The sequence below is a fragment of the Pseudomonas sp. B21-023 genome, assembly GCF_024749165.1.
GTDB lineage: Bacteria > Pseudomonadota > Gammaproteobacteria > Pseudomonadales > Pseudomonadaceae > Aquipseudomonas.
Genome location: NZ_CP087190.1, coordinates 1,839,650 through 1,855,082 on the forward strand (window position 1 = coordinate 1,839,650; position 15,433 = coordinate 1,855,082).

Consider the following 15,433-nt stretch of genomic DNA (forward strand, 5'->3'; position numbering starts at 1 on the left):
AACAAGGAACAAGATGATGAGATCGATCAAGCGTATTGCACTGCTGTGTGGCATGGGTGTCGTGCTGGCACCGACGGCTTGGGCCGAGAACTGGCAGGTGGCCAAGGACGAGGAGGGGATCAAGGTGTCCCTCAGCGAGGTGGCCGGTTCCAAGTACAAGGCCTACCGTGGCGTGACCGTGATCAAAGCGCCGCTGGCCAAGGTCAAGGCGCTGCAGGAGGACGTGGCGGGGGCCTGCGCCTGGATCCACGAGTGCAAGTCGCAGAAACTGCTCAAGAGCGAGGGCGACCAGAGCTGGACCTACACCCAGTTCAATACACCATGGCCTGTGACGCCGCGCGATTCTGTCCTGCATGTGACCACTGTCCAGGAGGCTGATGGCAGCCTGACCCGCAAGCTTGAGGAGCAGCCGAAGTATCTGCCGGAGGAAAAGGGCTTCGTGCGTGTCGCCCAGGTGGAGGGCTACTGGAAGCTGGTGCCCAAGGGTGACAGCACCGAGGTGACCTACCAGGTGCACACCGAGCCAGGTGGCAGTGTGCCGTCCTGGTTGGCCAACAAGTTCGTGGTGGATGCGCCGTTCAATACCCTGAAGGGGTTGAAGGAGCGTGCCGAGAAGCAGTGATCGGCGCCGGTAACGCAGAAACAAGAAAGGCTGCCCGAGGGCAGCCTTTTTAGCGTTCGGCCGACAGGGCTTACTTGCGGTCTTTCAGCTCGACGATGTCACGCTGCTCGTAGCCGGTGTACAGCTGGCGTGGGCGGCCGATCTTGTATGGGCTGGAGAGCATTTCCTTCCAGTGCGAGATCCAGCCGACGGTACGTGCCAGGGCGAAGATCACGGTGAACATGCTGGTCGGAATACCGATGGCCTTGAGGATGATGCCCGAGTAGAAGTCGACGTTCGGGTACAGCGAGCGCTCGACGAAGTACGGATCGGTCAGGGCGATCTCTTCCAGGCGCATGGCCAGTTCCAGCTGCGGGTCGTTCTTGATGCCCAGCTCGCTGAGCACTTCGTCGCAGGTCTTCTTCATCACGGTGGCGCGCGGGTCGCGGTTCTTGTACACGCGGTGACCGAAGCCCATGAGCTTGAACGGATCGTTCTTGTCCTTGGCCTTGGCGATGAACTTGTCGATGTTCGAGACATCGCCGATTTCATCGAGCATGGTCAGTACGGCTTCGTTCGCACCGCCGTGGGCCGGGCCCCACAGTGCGGCGATGCCGGCGGCGATACAGGCGAACGGGTTGGCGCCCGAGGAGCCCGCCAGGCGTACGGTGGAGGTGGAGGCGTTCTGCTCGTGGTCGGCGTGGAGGATGAAGATCCGGTCCATCGCCTTGGCCAGCACCGGGCTGATCGGTTTGATCTCGCACGGGGTGTTGAACATCATGTGCAGGAAGTTTTCCGCGTACGACAGGTCATTGCGCGGGTACATCATGGGTTGGCCCATGGAGTACTTGTAGACCATCGCGGCAAGGGTCGGCATTTTCGCGACCAGGCGTACCGCGGAGATTTCGCGGTGCTGCGGGTTATTGATGTCCAGCGAGTCGTGATAGAACGCCGACAGGGCGCCGACCACGCCGCACATCACTGCCATGGGGTGGGCGTCGCGGCGGAATCCGTTGAAGAACGACTTCAGCTGCTCGTGAACCATGGTGTGGTTCTTCACGGTGCTGACGAACTGGGCCTTCTGCTCGGCATTCGGCAGTTCGCCGTTGAGCAGCAGGTAGCAGGTCTCGAGGTAGTCCGACTGTTCGGCGAGCTGTTCGATCGGGTAGCCGCGGTGCAGCAGCACGCCCTTGTCGCCATCGATGTAGGTGATCTTCGACTCGCACGAGGCGGTCGCCATGAAACCAGGGTCGAAGGTGAAGTGGCCTGATGCCCCCAACCCGCGGACGTCGATAACATCGGGACCAACGGTGCCGGTTAAAATGGGCAGCTCGACGGGGGCAGCGCCCTCGATGATCAACTGCGCTTTTTTGTCAGCCATGTGGCCTCCTATTAATGCTTGAAATCATCAGACAGACCCCCCACGCAGGGCCCGCACCACTATAGAGGGATAAATTCGAATGTCAATTTGCCTAAAGGCTGGTTGAAACGCCCTCTGAGGCCTGATTTTTCACGAAATTCTCGCCCGTTTACGCCTTTTGTTCCTCAAAGGCAATGCGCTATTTGGGCTAGCCCCTCACGTTGTCATAAGCAGCCTAACTGTCTATACTCGGCAGCCGACTCCCAGGGGCTTTCAAGCCCGCCCTGCTGGGTGTCGTCGCTCTCCTGGGTGGTGGGTACCTGACCAGTACACTTACCAACAACTTTGCCCTGTTAGCTAGGGGCTCTTCAGTGTGAAAAAAGCCGTGAAAAGCCAACGACCTGTAAACCTAGACCTAAGGACCATCAAACTCCCGATCACCGCGTACACGTCCATTCTTCACCGTATTTCCGGCGTCATCCTCTTCCTCGGCCTTGCCATCATGCTGTACGCACTGGGCAAGTCGCTGGGTTCGGAGGAAGGCTTTGCCGAGGTGAAGGCGTGTCTGACCAGTCCGCTGGCCAAACTGGTGACCTGGGGCCTGCTGTCCGGCCTGCTGTACCACCTCGTGGCAGGTGTGCGCCACCTGATCATGGACATGGGTGTCGGTGAGACGCTGGAAGGCGGCAAGCTGGGCTCGAAAATCGTGATCGTCATCTCCGTGGTGCTGATCGTTCTGGCAGGAGTTTGGGTATGGTAACTAACGTCACGAACCTGTCGCGTTCGGGCCTCTACGACTGGATGGCGCAGCGCGTCTCGGCGGTCGTTCTCGCGGCTTACTTCATTTTCCTGATCGGCTACCTCGCCGCCCACCCGGGCATCGACTACGCCCAGTGGCACGCTCTGTTCACCAACAACGCGATGCGCATCTTCAGTCTGCTGGCCCTCGTTGCCCTGGGCGCCCACGCCTGGGTCGGCATGTGGACCATTGCCACCGACTACCTGACGCCGATGGCGTTCGGCAAGTCGGCGACTGCGATTCGTTTCCTGTTCCAGGCGGTATGCGGCGTTGCGATGTTCGCTTACTTCGTCTGGGGTGTGCAGATTCTCTGGGGTATCTGATTCATGGCTAACATTCCAACCATTTCCTTCGACGCCATCATCATCGGTGGCGGCGGCGCGGGCATGCGCGCAGCGCTGCAACTGGCTCAAGGCGGCCACAAGACCGCTGTAGTCACCAAGGTGTTCCCGACTCGTTCGCATACCGTTTCCGCCCAGGGCGGCATCACCTGCGCCATCGCTTCGGCCGACCCGAACGACGACTGGCGCTGGCACATGTACGATACCGTCAAGGGTTCCGACTACATCGGTGACCAGGACGCTATCGAATACATGTGTCAGGAAGGCCCGGCCGCGGTCTTCGAGCTGGACCACATGGGCCTGCCGTTCTCGCGTACCGAAACCGGTCGTATCTACCAGCGTCCGTTCGGTGGCCAGTCCAAGGACTTCGGCAAGGGCGGCCAGGCTGCCCGTACCTGCGCAGCCTCCGACCGTACCGGTCACGCGCTGCTGCACACCCTGTACCAGGGCAACCTGAAGGCAGGCACCACCTTCCTCAACGAGTACTACGCCGTTGACCTGGTGAAGAACCAGGACGGCGCGTTCGTCGGTGTGATCGCGATCTGCATCGAAACCGGCGAAACCATGTACATCAAGTCCAAGGCCACCGTGCTGGCGACTGGCGGTGCTGGCCGTATCTACGCCTCCACCACCAACGCCCTGATCAATACCGGTGACGGTATCGGCATGGCCCTGCGTGCCGGCGTGCCGGTGCAGGACATCGAGATGTGGCAGTTCCACCCGACCGGCATCGCCGGCGCCGGTGTACTGGTCACCGAAGGTTGCCGCGGTGAAGGTGGCTACCTGATCAACGCCCACGGCGAGCGCTTCATGGAGCGTTACGCGCCGAACGCGAAAGACCTGGCCGGCCGCGACGTGGTCGCCCGTTCCATGGTCAAGGAAATCATCGCCGGCAACGGCGTGGGCCCGAACAAGGACCACGTGCTGCTGAAGCTGGATCACCTGGGCGAGGAAGTGCTGCACAGCCGCCTGCCAGGTATCTGCGAGCTGTCCAAGACCTTCGCCCACGTCGACCCGGTGGTCGCCCCGGTTCCGGTCGTGCCGACCTGCCATTACATGATGGGCGGCGTTGCCACCAACATTCATGGCCAGGCCATCACCATGGACGCCGAAGGCAAGGACCACATCATCCCGGGTCTGTTCGCCGTGGGTGAAGTGGCCTGTGTGTCGGTCCATGGCGCCAACCGCCTGGGCGGCAACTCGCTGCTCGACCTGGTTGTATTCGGCCGTGCCGCCGGCCTGCACCTGGAAAAGGCGCTGACCGAAGGCGTCGAGTACCGCGATGCCAGCGACACCGACGTCGATGTTGCCCTGAACCGCCTGAACAAGCTCAACGAGCGTACCAGTGGCGAAGACGTGGCAAGCCTGAAGCGCGAGCTGCAGAGCTGCATGCAGAACTACTTCGGTGTATTCCGTACCGGCGAATACATGCAGAAGGGTATCGAGCAGCTGGCTGGCCTGCGTGACCGCATCGCCAACGTCAAGATCAACGACAAGTCCCAGGCCTTCAACACCGCGCGTATCGAAGCGCTGGAGCTGCAGAACCTGCTGGAAGTCGCCGAAGCTACCGCCATCGCGGCCGAAGCCCGTAAAGAGTCCCGCGGCGCGCACGCCCGTGAAGACTTCGAAGACCGTGACGACGAGAACTGGCTGTGCCACACCCTGTACTACCCGGGTGAGAAGCGCGTTGCCAAGCGCGGCGTCAACTTTGCGCCGAAGACAGTTCCTGCCTTCGAACCAAAAGTCCGGACTTACTAAGGGTGGCTGCTATGTTGAAAGTCGAAGTTTATCGCTACAACCCCGACACCGACTCGGCGCCCAAGATGGAGTCGTTCGACGTCGATACCGGCGGCAAGGACCTGATGGTTCTGGACGTGCTGGCACTGATCAAGGAAAAGGACGAGGGCTTCTCGTACCGTCGCTCCTGCCGTGAAGGCGTGTGCGGTTCCGATGGCATGAACATGAACGGCAAGAACGGCCTGGCCTGCATCACCCCGCTGTCGGGCGTGGTCAAGGGCAACAAGCTGGTGCTGCGCCCGCTGCCTGGCCTGCCGGTCATTCGTGACCTGGTGGTCGATATGAGCATCTTCTACAAGCAGTACGAGAAGGTGAAGCCGTTCCTGCAGAACGACACGCCGGCTCCGGCCATCGAACGTCTGCAGTCGCCGGAAGACCGCGACAAGCTGGACGGTCTGTACGAGTGCATCCTGTGCGCTTGCTGCTCGACCTCCTGCCCATCGTTCTGGTGGAACCCGGACAAGTTCCTGGGCCCCGCCGCACTGCTGCAGGCCTATCGCTTCCTGGCCGACAGCCGTGACACCAAGACTCAGGAGCGCCTGGCGTCCCTGGATGACCCGTTCAGCGTATTCCGCTGCCGCGGGATCATGAACTGCGTGAACGTTTGCCCGAAGGGTCTGAACCCGACCAAGGCTATCGGCCACGTACGTAACATGCTGCTGCAGAGCGGCACCTGATTCAAAACGTTGTACCTGCAGTAAGCCGAGGTGCGGGTGGTGAGCCCGCACTGAGGTAAAACCCGAGCAAGGGCCCACAAAGCCCGCGCTCATTACCTATGAAGATATGAGACCAGCAGGGGCTTCCGGGCTGGTACCCGGAAAATCAGCAGGATCCAGGTGGCGTGGTTCAGTCGCTGTGTTCGGACTTTTCCAGGTTTGCTGTGGCTCTCGCCGATCAGTCCCCTAACCGAGGGTGACCAAGCATGCAAGAAAGCGTGATGCAGCGCATGTGGGAAAGCGCCCACCTTTCAGGTGGTAACGCTGCATATGTGGAAGAGCTTTATGAGCTCTACCTGCACGACCCTAACGCTGTGCCAGAAGAGTGGCGCACCTACTTCCAGAAGTTGCCCGCCGACGGCAGCACCGCTACCGATGTATCGCACTCGACGATCCGCGACCATTTCGTATTGCTGGCAAAGAACCAGCGCCGCGCCCAACCGGTTTCCGCCGGGAGCGTGAGCACAGAGCACGAGAAGAAGCAGGTTGAAGTGCTGCGACTGATCCAGGCCTATCGTATGCGCGGCCATCAGGCTGCCAAGCTCGACCCGTTGGGGTTGTGGCAGCGTCCTGCGCCCGTAGACCTGTCGATCAATCATTACGGCTTGACCAATGCCGATCTTGATACGACCTTCCGTGCCGGCGACCTGTTCATCGGCAAAGAGGAAGCGAGCCTACGCGAAATCTTCGAGGCGCTCGAGAAGACATATTGTCGCACCATTGGTGCCGAATTCACCCACATCGTCGATTCCGAGCAGCGCAGCTGGTTCCAGCAGCGCCTGGAAAGCGTGCGTGGCCGTCCGGAGTTCTCCGCCGATGTGCAGGCGCACCTGCTCGAGCGCGTCACGGCCGGTGAGGGCCTGGAGAAGTACCTGGGCACCAAGTACCCGGGCACCAAGCGCTTCGGCCTGGAAGGCGGCGAGAGCCTGATCCCGATGCTGGACGAAATGATCCAGCGCTCCGGTTCCTACGGTACCAAGGAAGTCGTGATCGGCATGGCCCACCGTGGCCGCCTGAACGTGCTCGTCAACACCTTCGGCAAGAACCCGCGCGAGCTGTTCGACGAGTTCGAAGGCAAGAAGATGAACGAGCTGGGCTCCGGTGACGTGAAGTATCACCAGGGCTTCTCCTCCAACGTGATGACCCCCGGTGGCGAAGTTCACCTGGCCATGGCGTTCAACCCCTCCCACCTGGAAATCGTCTCGCCAGTGGTTGAAGGTTCGGTTCGCGCCCGCCAGGATCGCCGCAACGACAGCGTTGGCGACAAGGTCCTGCCGATCTCGATCCACGGCGACGCGGCGTTCGCCGGCCAGGGCGTGGTCATGGAAACCTTCCAGATGTCGCAGACCCGCGGTTTCAAGACCGGCGGCACCGTGCACATCGTGATCAACAACCAGGTCGGCTTCACCATCAGCAACCCGCTGGACGCGCGCTCCACCGAGTACGCCACCGACGTTGCCAAGATGATCCAGGCACCGATCCTGCACGTGAACGGCGACGATCCGGAAGCGGTGATGTTCGTCACCCAGCTGGCCATCGATTACCGCATGCAGTTCAAGCGTGACGTGGTCATCGACCTGGTCTGCTACCGCCGCCGTGGCCACAACGAGGCCGACGAGCCGAACGGCACCCAGCCGCTGATGTACCAGCAGATCAGCAAGCAGCGCACCACACGTGAGCTGTACGCTGAGCAACTGATCAGTGCCGGCCGCATCGATGCCGAACGCGCCCAGGCCAAGATCGACGAGTACCGCAACGCCCTGGACAACGGCCTGCACGTCGTCAAGAGCCTGGTCAAGGAGCCGAACCGCGAGCTGTTCGTCGACTGGCGCCCCTACCTGGGCCATGCCTGGACCGCGCGTCACGACACCCGCTTCGACCTCAAGACCCTGCAGGAACTGTCGGCCAAGCTGCTGGAACTGCCAGAGGGCTTCGTCGTCCAGCGTCAGGTCGCGAAGATCTACGAAGACCGCCAGAAGATGCAAGCCGGCGGCTTGCCGATCAACTGGGGTTACGCCGAGACCATGGCCTACGCCACCCTGCAGTTCGAGGGTCACCCGATCCGCATGACTGGCCAGGACATCGGCCGTGGCACCTTCTCGCACCGTCACGCGGTGCTGCACAACCAGAAGGACGCCAGCACCTACGTCCCGCTGAAGAACCTGTTCCCGGGCCAGCCGCGCTTCGACCTGTACGACTCCTTCCTTTCGGAAGAAGCGGTACTGGCTTTCGAATACGGCTACTCGACCACCACGCCGAACGCGCTGGTGATCTGGGAAGCCCAGTTCGGCGACTTCGCCAACGGCGCGCAAGTGGTGATCGACCAGTTCATCACCAGCGGCGAGCACAAGTGGGGCCGTCTGTGCGGTCTGACCATGCTGCTGCCACACGGTTATGAAGGGCAGGGCCCGGAGCACTCCTCCGCGCGTCTGGAGCGTTACCTGCAGCTGTGCGCCGAGCACAACATCCAGGTGTGCGTGCCGACCACTCCAGCACAGATCTACCACCTGCTGCGTCGCCAGGTCATCCGCCCGCTGCGCAAGCCGTTGGTCGTGCTGACGCCGAAGTCGCTGCTGCGCCACAAGCTGGCCATCTCGACCCTGGAAGACCTGGCCGAAGGCTCGTTCCAGACCGTGATCCCGGAAATCGATACCCTCGATCCGGCCAAGGTCGAACGCCTGGTCCTGTGCGGCGGCAAGGTCTACTACGACCTGCTGGAAAAACGCCGTGCCGAAGGCCGTGAAGACATCGCCATCGTGCGTATCGAACAGCTGTATCCGTTCCCTGAGGACGACCTGGTCGAAATCCTGGCGCCTTACACCAACCTCAAGCATGCAGTGTGGTGTCAGGAAGAGCCGATGAACCAGGGCGCCTGGTACAGCAGCCAGCACCACATGCGCCGTATCCTGGGCCGCCACAACAAGGCACTGGTCCTGGAATACGCCGGCCGCGACGCGTCCGCCGCGCCAGCCTGTGGTTACGCATCGAAGCACGCCGAACAGCAGGAAAAACTGCTGCAAGACGCGTTCACTGTCTAACGCCTTCGCGCACCTGAAACCGAATTTAAGGAAACACAGATAATGGCTATCGAGATCAAAGCCCCAACCTTCCCGGAATCGGTTGCCGATGGCACCGTTGCCACCTGGCACAAGCAGCCGGGCGACGCCGTCAAGCGTGACGAGCTGATCGTCGACATCGAAACCGACAAAGTCGTGCTGGAAGTCCTGGCCACCGCCGACGGCGTGCTGGGCGCCATCGTCAAGGGCGAGGGCGATACCGTCCTGTCCGACGAAGTGCTGGGCTCGATCGTGGAAGGCGGCGCTGCCGCCGCTGCTCCAGCTGCCGCCCCGGCCGCTGCCGCTCCAGCCGCTGCTGTCGCCGCCGACGCTGGCGAAGACGACCCGGTTGCCGCACCTGCCGCGCGCAAGCTGGCTGAAGAGAACGGTATCGACCTGGCTACCGTTGCCGGCACCGGCAAGGGCGGTCGCATCACCAAGGAAGACGTCGTCGCCGCCGTCGCCAACAAAAAGTCGGCTCCGGCTCCAGCTGCCAAGCCGGCCGCTGCCGCCGCCGCTGCTCCGGTCGTCGTCGCCGCTGGCGACCGTACCGAGAAGCGTGTGCCGATGACCCGCCTGCGCGCCAAGATCGCCGAGCGTCTGGTCGAAGCCCAGTCGAACATGGCGATGCTGACCACCTTCAACGAAGTCGACATGACCGAAGTCATGGCCCTGCGTTCGAAGTACAAGGACCTGTTCGAGAAGACCCACAACGGCGTGCGCCTGGGCTTCATGTCGTTCTTCGTCAAGGCCGCCACCGAGGCGCTGAAGCGCTTCCCGGCGGTCAACGCCTCGATCGACGGCAACGACATCGTCTACCACGGTTATGCAGACGTTGGCGTCGCTGTTTCCAGCGACCGTGGCCTGGTGGTGCCGGTACTGCGCAACGCCGAGTCGATGAGCCTGGCGGAAATCGAGAACGGCATCGCTACCTTCGGCAAGAAGGCCCGTGACGGCAAGCTGGCCATCGAAGAAATGACTGGCGGTACCTTCACCATCACCAACGGTGGTACCTTCGGCTCGATGATGTCGACTCCGATCGTCAACCCGCCGCAGGCCGCGATCCTGGGCATGCACAACATCATCCAGCGCCCGATGGCCATCAATGGCCAAGTGGTGATCCGCCCAATGATGTACCTGGCGCTGTCCTACGACCACCGCCTGATCGACGGCAAGGAAGCGGTAACCTTCCTGGTGACCATCAAGAACCTGCTGGAAGATCCGTCTCGCCTGCTGCTGGACATCTAATCAACTAGCTGCGCGCCGCCGGCCCCGTTCTTCAAGAGACGGGGCTGTGCGGTACGCGGCTTGTAGCTTGTAGCTGATAAGGAATCTTTTATGACCCAGAAATTCGACGTAGTGGTGATTGGTGCAGGTCCTGGCGGCTATGTTGCCGCCATCAAGGCTGCCCAACTCGGTCTGAAGACTGCCTGTATCGAGAAGTACACCGACGCCGAGGGCAAGCTGGCCCTGGGCGGCACCTGCCTGAACGTAGGTTGCATTCCTTCCAAGGCGCTGCTGGACAGCTCCTGGAAGTACAAGGAAGCCAAAGAGAGCTTCAACGTCCACGGTATCTCCACGGGTGAAGTGAAGATGGACGTCGCCGCGATGGTTGGCCGCAAGGCCGGCATCGTCAAGAACCTGACCGGCGGTGTTGCCACCCTGTTCAAGGCCAACGGCGTCACTTCGATCCAGGGCCATGGCAAGCTGCTGGCTGGCAAGAAAGTCGAAGTCACCAAGGCTGACGGCACCACTGAAGTCATCGAAGCCGAGAACGTGATCCTGGCTTCCGGCTCGCGTCCGATCGACATTCCACCGGCTCCGGTCGACCAGAACGTCATCGTCGATTCCACCGGCGCCCTGGAATTCCAGGCTGTACCGAAGCGCCTGGGCGTCATCGGTGCCGGCGTGATCGGCCTGGAACTGGGCTCGGTCTGGGCTCGCCTGGGTGCCGAAGTCACCGTCCTGGAAGCCCTGGACACCTTCCTGATGGCTGCCGACACTGCCGTGTCGAAAGAAGCCCAGAAGACCCTGACCAAGCAAGGCCTGGACATCAAGCTGGGCGCTCGCGTCACCGGCTCGAAAGTCAACGGCAACGAAGTCGAAGTCACCTACACCAACGCCGAAGGCGAGCAGAAGATCACCTTCGACAAGCTGATCGTCGCGGTCGGCCGTCGTCCGGTGACCACTGACCTGCTGGCTGCCGACAGCGGTGTGACCATCGACGAGCGTGGCTACATCTTCGTCGATGACCACTGCGCTACCAGCGTTCCGGGCGTATTCGCCATCGGTGACGTGGTGCGTGGCATGATGCTGGCGCACAAGGCCTCGGAAGAGGGCATCATGGTCGTCGAGCGCATCAAGGGCCACAAAGCCCAGATGAACTACGACCTGATCCCGTCGGTCATCTACACCCACCCGGAAATCGCGTGGGTCGGCAAGACCGAACAAGCCTTGAAGGCCGAGGGTGTTGAGGTTAACGTAGGCACCTTCCCGTTCGCGGCCAGCGGCCGTGCGATGGCAGCCAACGATACCGGTGGTTTCGTCAAGGTCATCGCCGACGCCAAGACCGACCGCGTCCTGGGTGTTCACGTGATTGGCCCATCGGCTGCCGAACTGGTACAGCAGGGCGCGATCGCAATGGAATTCGGCACCAGTGCCGAGGATCTGGGCATGATGGTCTTCAGCCATCCGACCCTGTCCGAAGCGTTGCATGAAGCAGCGCTGGCGGTGAATGGCGGTGCCATTCACGTCGCCAACCGTAAGAAGCGTTAATTATAAGAAACCACGGCGGTCTGCCCGTCGTGGGTCTTGCGTGCAAGACTCACCGCGGAACGTCCGCCGGACCGGATCACATGGGAAAACCCGGGGTCAACGGTCACAGGTGGTGCGGCGCCAGTAATGGCGCAGCGCCGAAGCGCAGTACCTAACGAAGACGGTAAAAAGCATGAATCTTCACGAGTATCAGGGTAAGCAGCTGTTCGCTGAATACGGCCTGCCAGTTTCCAAGGGTTTCGCAGTCGACACCCCTGAAGCTGCAGCAGAAGCCTGCGACAAGATCGGCGGTTCCGAGTGGGTTGTAAAAGCCCAGGTTCACGCTGGTGGTCGCGGTAAAGCGGGCGGCGTCAAGCTGGTTCGCAGCAAGGAAGACGCCAAGGCGTTCGCTGCCCAGTGGCTTGGCAAGAACCTGGTTACCTACCAGACCGACGCCAATGGTCAGCCAGTTTCCAAGATCCTGGTCGAATCCTGCACTGACATCGCCAAAGAGCTGTACCTGGGCGCTGTAGTCGATCGTTCGAGCCGCCGCATCGTGTTCATGGCTTCCACCGAAGGTGGCGTGGACATCGAGAAAGTCGCTCACGACACTCCTGAGAAGATCCTCAAGGCCACCATCGATCCACTGGTCGGCGCTCAGCCGTTCCAGGGTCGCGAGCTGGCGTTCCAGCTGGGCCTGGAAGGCAAGCAAGTTCAGCAGTTCGCCAAGATCTTCGTAGGCCTGGCCAAGCTGTTCAAGGATCACGATCTGGCCCTGCTGGAAGTGAACCCGCTGGTGATCAAGGCCGATGGCGACCTGCACTGCCTCGATGCCAAGATCAACATCGACGCCAACGCCATGTACCGTCAGCCTAAGCTGAAGACCTTCCACGACCCGTCGCAGGACGATGCCCGTGAAGCCCACGCCGCCAAGTTCGAACTGAACTACGTTGCCCTCGAAGGCAACATCGGCTGCATGGTCAACGGTGCCGGCCTGGCCATGGGTACCATGGACATCGTCAACCTGCACGGCGGCAAGCCTGCCAACTTCCTCGACGTTGGCGGCGGTGCCACCAAAGAGCGCGTTACCGAAGCGTTCAAGATCATCCTGTCCGACAGCAATGTCGCGGCCGTACTGGTCAACATCTTCGGCGGCATCGTTCGCTGCGACATGATTGCCGAAGGCATCATCGGTGCAGTGAAAGAAGTCGGCGTCAAGGTTCCGGTCGTCGTTCGCCTCGAAGGCAACAACGCCGAACTGGGCGCTAAAGTACTGGCAGAAAGCGGTTTGAACATCATTGCGGCAACCAGCCTGACCGACGCTGCTCAACAAGTTGTCAAAGCTGCGGAGGGCAAGTAATGAGCGTCCTGATCAATAAAGACACCAAAGTCATCTGCCAGGGCTTCACCGGCTCGCAGGGTACTTTCCACTCCGAACAAGCCATCGCCTACGGCACCAAGATGGTCGGCGGCGTCACCCCGGGCAAGGGTGGCACCACCCACCTGGGCCTGCCGGTGTTCAACACCGTGAAAGAAGCCGTAGAAGCTACCGGCGCTGACGCGTCGGTGATCTACGTACCGGCTCCTTTCTGCAAGGACTCGATCCTGGAAGCCGCCTTCGGTGGCATCAAGCTGATCGTCTGCATCACCGAGGGTATCCCTACCCTCGACATGCTGGACGCCAAGGTCAAGTGCGACGAGCTGGGTGTGACCCTGATCGGCCCGAACTGCCCAGGCGTGATCACTCCGGGCGAGTGCAAGATCGGCATCATGCCGGGTCACATCCACCTGCCAGGCAAGGTCGGTATCGTTTCGCGTTCCGGCACCCTGACCTACGAAGCTGTCAAGCAGACCACCGACGCCGGTTTCGGCCAGTCGACCTGCGTCGGCATCGGCGGTGACCCGATCCCGGGCTCCAACTTCATCGACATCCTGAAGCTGTTCCAGGAAGATCCGAAGACAGAAGCGATCGTCATGATCGGTGAGATCGGCGGTTCCGCTGAAGAAGAAGCCGCGGCCTACATCAAGGCCAACGTGACCAAGCCTGTCGTTTCCTACATCGCCGGTGTTACCGCACCTGCGGGCAAGCGCATGGGCCACGCTGGCGCCATCATCTCCGGTGGCAAGGGTACCGCGGACGAGAAGTTCGCCGCCCTGCAGGACGCCGGTGTGAAAACCGTGCGTTCCCTGGCTGACATCGGCAAGGCCCTGGCCGAGCTGACTGGCTGGGAAGTCAAGAAGTAAGTAACACGTAGTACCCCCCACGCGCACAAAGGCCACCTTCGGGTGGCCTTTGTCGTTTTGCGTCTCTTGGGTGGCGAGCGCGGCTGAAGCAGGAGGTCGGTAGGCATTAGGAAAATCCGTTGGGCACAATCAGGATTTTCAACCAGACATTCGTTTGAATACGCAATAAATGGTCGCCTAACACGTTCAACAAGACGACAAACACATACGCACATCGGACAAGCAGCACTGTGCCAGTGCGTTTGCCGGGCAAAACAGGTAGGCTACGCGTTCACTCTGTGCCCGTACCCCAAAAGGGAACGACACGCTAAACGGGTCTGGCTCACCAAGCCGGGCAGCATTTCCCTTCATCCTATGGGAAATCCCCTCCGACTCCCGATTTCAGCAGTGTGGTATTTCCTTAAATGAAAGTGTTAAAAGGCCAGGATATCCTGGCGCTTGGCTTTATGACGTTTGCGCTTTTCGTAGGCGCTGGCAACATCATCTTCCCGCCTATCGTCGGCCTGCAGTCTGGCCCGAACGTATGGATGGCCGCACTCGGCTTCCTGGTCACCGCCGTGGGCCTGCCGGTCATCACCGTGATCGCCCTGGCCAAGGTCGGTGGCGGCATGGACGCCCTGAGCAGCCCGATCGGCAAGTTCTTCGGCGGCCTGCTGGCGGCGGTGTGCTACCTCTCGGTCGGCCCGCTGTTCGCAACCCCACGTACCGCGACCGTGTCGTTCGAAGTAGGCGTGGCGCCGCTGACCGGTGAAAGCCCGCTGGCACTGCTCATCTACAGCGTGGTGTACTTCGCCGTGGTCCTGGCCGTGTCCATGTACCCGGGCAAGTTGCTCGACACCGTGGGGCGTTTCCTCGCGCCCTTGAAGATCATCGCCCTGGCTGTGCTGGGCATCGCGGCGTTCGCTTTGCCGGCCGGCACGATCGGCGAGGCCCAGCCTGCCTACGCCGCCGCCGCGTTCTCCAAAGGTTTCTCCGATGGTTACCTGACCATGGACACGCTGGGGGCACTGGTCTTCGGTATCGTCATCGTCAATGCCATCCGTTCGCGTGGCGTCGAGTCGCCGAAGCTGATCACTCGCTATGCCATCATTGCGGGCCTGATTGCCGGCCTGGGTCTGGTCCTGGTGTATGTCAGCCTGTTCCGCCTCGGTGCGGGCAGCCATGACATCGCAGCCGATGCCACCAACGGTGCGATGGTATTGCATGCCTATGTGCAGCACACCTTCGGTTCGCTGGGCAGTGGTTTCCTGGCCGTACTGATCGCACTGGCCTGCCTGGTCACCGCCGTTGGTCTGACCTGCGCCTGTGCCGAATACTTCAGCCAGATCCTGCCGCTGTCGTACCGTGCCCTGGTGGTGATCCTGGCTGGTTTCTCGCTGGTGATCTCCAACCTGGGCCTGACCAAGCTGATCATGTTCTCGATCCCGGTGCTGACGGCGATCTACCCGCCGTGCATCGTGGTCGTGGGCCTGAGCTTCGTGAAGGACCTGTGGAACTCCCCAACCCGCATCCTGGCCCCGGTCATGCTGGTGTCGCTGGTGTTCGGCGTTGTCGACGCCATCAAGGGCAGCAGCTTCGCCCACGTACTGCCTGACGCCCTGGCTCACCTGCCGTTCAGCAACGAAGGCATGGCCTGGCTGGTGCCATCGGTGGTCACCCTGGCTGTCGCCGTGGTCTGCGACCGCATGCTGGGCAAGCCGCGCGAGGCGCTGGCCTAACGTAACGGATTGAACCCGATGTTGGTGCCGGCCACAAGCCGAAGGGC

12 protein-coding genes are annotated in these 15,433 nt (G+C 61.4%); 11 read left to right on the plus strand and 1 reads right to left on the minus strand.

The window, feature by feature from the left end; translation table 11 throughout:
* Positions 1–16 precede the first annotated feature (16 nt).
* Positions 17–622, plus strand: coding sequence for an START domain-containing protein (locus LOY42_RS08360; RefSeq protein ID WP_110704459.1), 606 nt, complete (start codon positions 17–19; stop codon positions 620–622).
* A gap of 70 nt (positions 623–692) precedes the next feature.
* On the opposite strand, the gene gltA is transcribed toward LOY42_RS08360, so the two are convergent.
* Positions 693–1,982, minus strand: coding sequence for a citrate synthase (gene gltA, locus LOY42_RS08365; RefSeq protein WP_046854764.1), 1,290 nt, complete (start codon positions 1,980–1,982; stop codon positions 693–695).
* 352 nt (positions 1,983–2,334) lie between these two features.
* On the opposite strand from gltA, the gene sdhC reads away from it, so the two are divergent.
* The 10 genes from sdhC to brnQ all read left to right on the plus strand — a co-directional run bounded on the left by sdhC (position 2,335) and on the right by brnQ (position 15,386).
* Complete coding sequence (gene sdhC / locus LOY42_RS08370) at positions 2,335–2,721, plus strand: succinate dehydrogenase, cytochrome b556 subunit (RefSeq protein ID WP_023628897.1); 387 nt, start codon at positions 2,335–2,337, stop codon at positions 2,719–2,721.
* The gene (gene sdhD, locus LOY42_RS08375) at positions 2,715–3,083 is read left to right on the plus strand and encodes a succinate dehydrogenase, hydrophobic membrane anchor protein (RefSeq protein WP_023628896.1); all 369 of its coding nucleotides are present in this window, start codon (positions 2,715–2,717) and stop codon (positions 3,081–3,083) included. Before sdhC ends, sdhD begins: the two co-directional genes overlap by 7 nt.
* 3 nt (positions 3,084–3,086) lie before the next feature.
* Positions 3,087–4,859, plus strand: a complete 1,773-nt coding sequence (gene sdhA / locus LOY42_RS08380) for a succinate dehydrogenase flavoprotein subunit (protein WP_023628895.1) — start codon at positions 3,087–3,089, stop codon at positions 4,857–4,859.
* 11 nt (positions 4,860–4,870) lie between these two features.
* Positions 4,871–5,575, plus strand: coding sequence for a succinate dehydrogenase iron-sulfur subunit (locus LOY42_RS08385; RefSeq protein WP_012315348.1), 705 nt, complete (start codon positions 4,871–4,873; stop codon positions 5,573–5,575).
* 245 nt (positions 5,576–5,820) lie between these two features.
* Entirely contained in the window at positions 5,821–8,652 is a 2,832-nt protein-coding gene (locus tag LOY42_RS08390; protein ID WP_102684706.1) for a 2-oxoglutarate dehydrogenase E1 component, read from the plus strand.
* 42 nt (positions 8,653–8,694) lie between these two features.
* Positions 8,695–9,918 carry a 2-oxoglutarate dehydrogenase complex dihydrolipoyllysine-residue succinyltransferase gene (gene odhB, locus LOY42_RS08395; protein WP_110704457.1) on the plus strand — a complete coding sequence of 408 codons (1,224 nt, stop codon included), beginning with the start codon at positions 8,695–8,697 and terminating at the stop codon, positions 9,916–9,918.
* 90 nt (positions 9,919–10,008) lie between these two features.
* Positions 10,009–11,445, plus strand: coding sequence for a dihydrolipoyl dehydrogenase (gene lpdA / locus LOY42_RS08400; protein WP_102684708.1), 1,437 nt, complete (start codon positions 10,009–10,011; stop codon positions 11,443–11,445).
* 172 nt (positions 11,446–11,617) lie between these two features.
* Positions 11,618–12,784 carry an ADP-forming succinate--CoA ligase subunit beta gene (gene sucC, locus LOY42_RS08405; RefSeq protein ID WP_023629628.1) on the plus strand — a complete coding sequence of 389 codons (1,167 nt, stop codon included), beginning with the start codon at positions 11,618–11,620 and terminating at the stop codon, positions 12,782–12,784.
* Positions 12,784–13,668: a succinate--CoA ligase subunit alpha gene (gene sucD / locus LOY42_RS08410; protein WP_004376004.1), complete on the plus strand. Its 885-nt coding sequence runs from the start codon at positions 12,784–12,786 to the stop codon at positions 13,666–13,668. The genes sucC and sucD overlap by 1 nt, the downstream gene beginning before the upstream one ends.
* Positions 13,669–14,072: 404 nt before the next feature.
* Entirely contained in the window at positions 14,073–15,386 is a 1,314-nt protein-coding gene (brnQ, locus tag LOY42_RS08415; RefSeq protein ID WP_046854768.1) for a branched-chain amino acid transport system II carrier protein, read from the plus strand.
* Positions 15,387–15,433 lie beyond the last annotated feature (47 nt).

Excerpts from the sequence above, each read along its gene's own strand:
- sdhD (WP_023628896.1), top strand. The coding sequence starts at position 2,715 with ATGGTAACTAACGTCACGAACCTGTCGCGTTCGGGCCTCTACGACTGG.
- LOY42_RS08360 (WP_110704459.1), top strand. The coding sequence starts at position 17 with ATGAGATCGATCAAGCGTATTGCACTGCTGTGTGGCATGGGTGTCGTG.
- sucC (WP_023629628.1), top strand. The coding sequence starts at position 11,618 with ATGAATCTTCACGAGTATCAGGGTAAGCAGCTGTTCGCTGAATACGGC.
- LOY42_RS08390 (WP_102684706.1), top strand. The coding sequence starts at position 5,821 with ATGCAAGAAAGCGTGATGCAGCGCATGTGGGAAAGCGCCCACCTTTCA.
- odhB (WP_110704457.1), top strand. The coding sequence starts at position 8,695 with ATGGCTATCGAGATCAAAGCCCCAACCTTCCCGGAATCGGTTGCCGAT.
- LOY42_RS08385 (WP_012315348.1), top strand. The coding sequence starts at position 4,871 with ATGTTGAAAGTCGAAGTTTATCGCTACAACCCCGACACCGACTCGGCG.
- sucD (WP_004376004.1), top strand. The coding sequence starts at position 12,784 with ATGAGCGTCCTGATCAATAAAGACACCAAAGTCATCTGCCAGGGCTTC.
- lpdA (WP_102684708.1), top strand. The coding sequence starts at position 10,009 with ATGACCCAGAAATTCGACGTAGTGGTGATTGGTGCAGGTCCTGGCGGC.
- sdhA (WP_023628895.1), top strand. The coding sequence starts at position 3,087 with ATGGCTAACATTCCAACCATTTCCTTCGACGCCATCATCATCGGTGGC.
- brnQ (WP_046854768.1), top strand. The coding sequence starts at position 14,073 with ATGAAAGTGTTAAAAGGCCAGGATATCCTGGCGCTTGGCTTTATGACG.
- gltA (WP_046854764.1), bottom strand. The coding sequence starts at position 1,982 with ATGGCTGACAAAAAAGCGCAGTTGATCATCGAGGGCGCTGCCCCCGTC.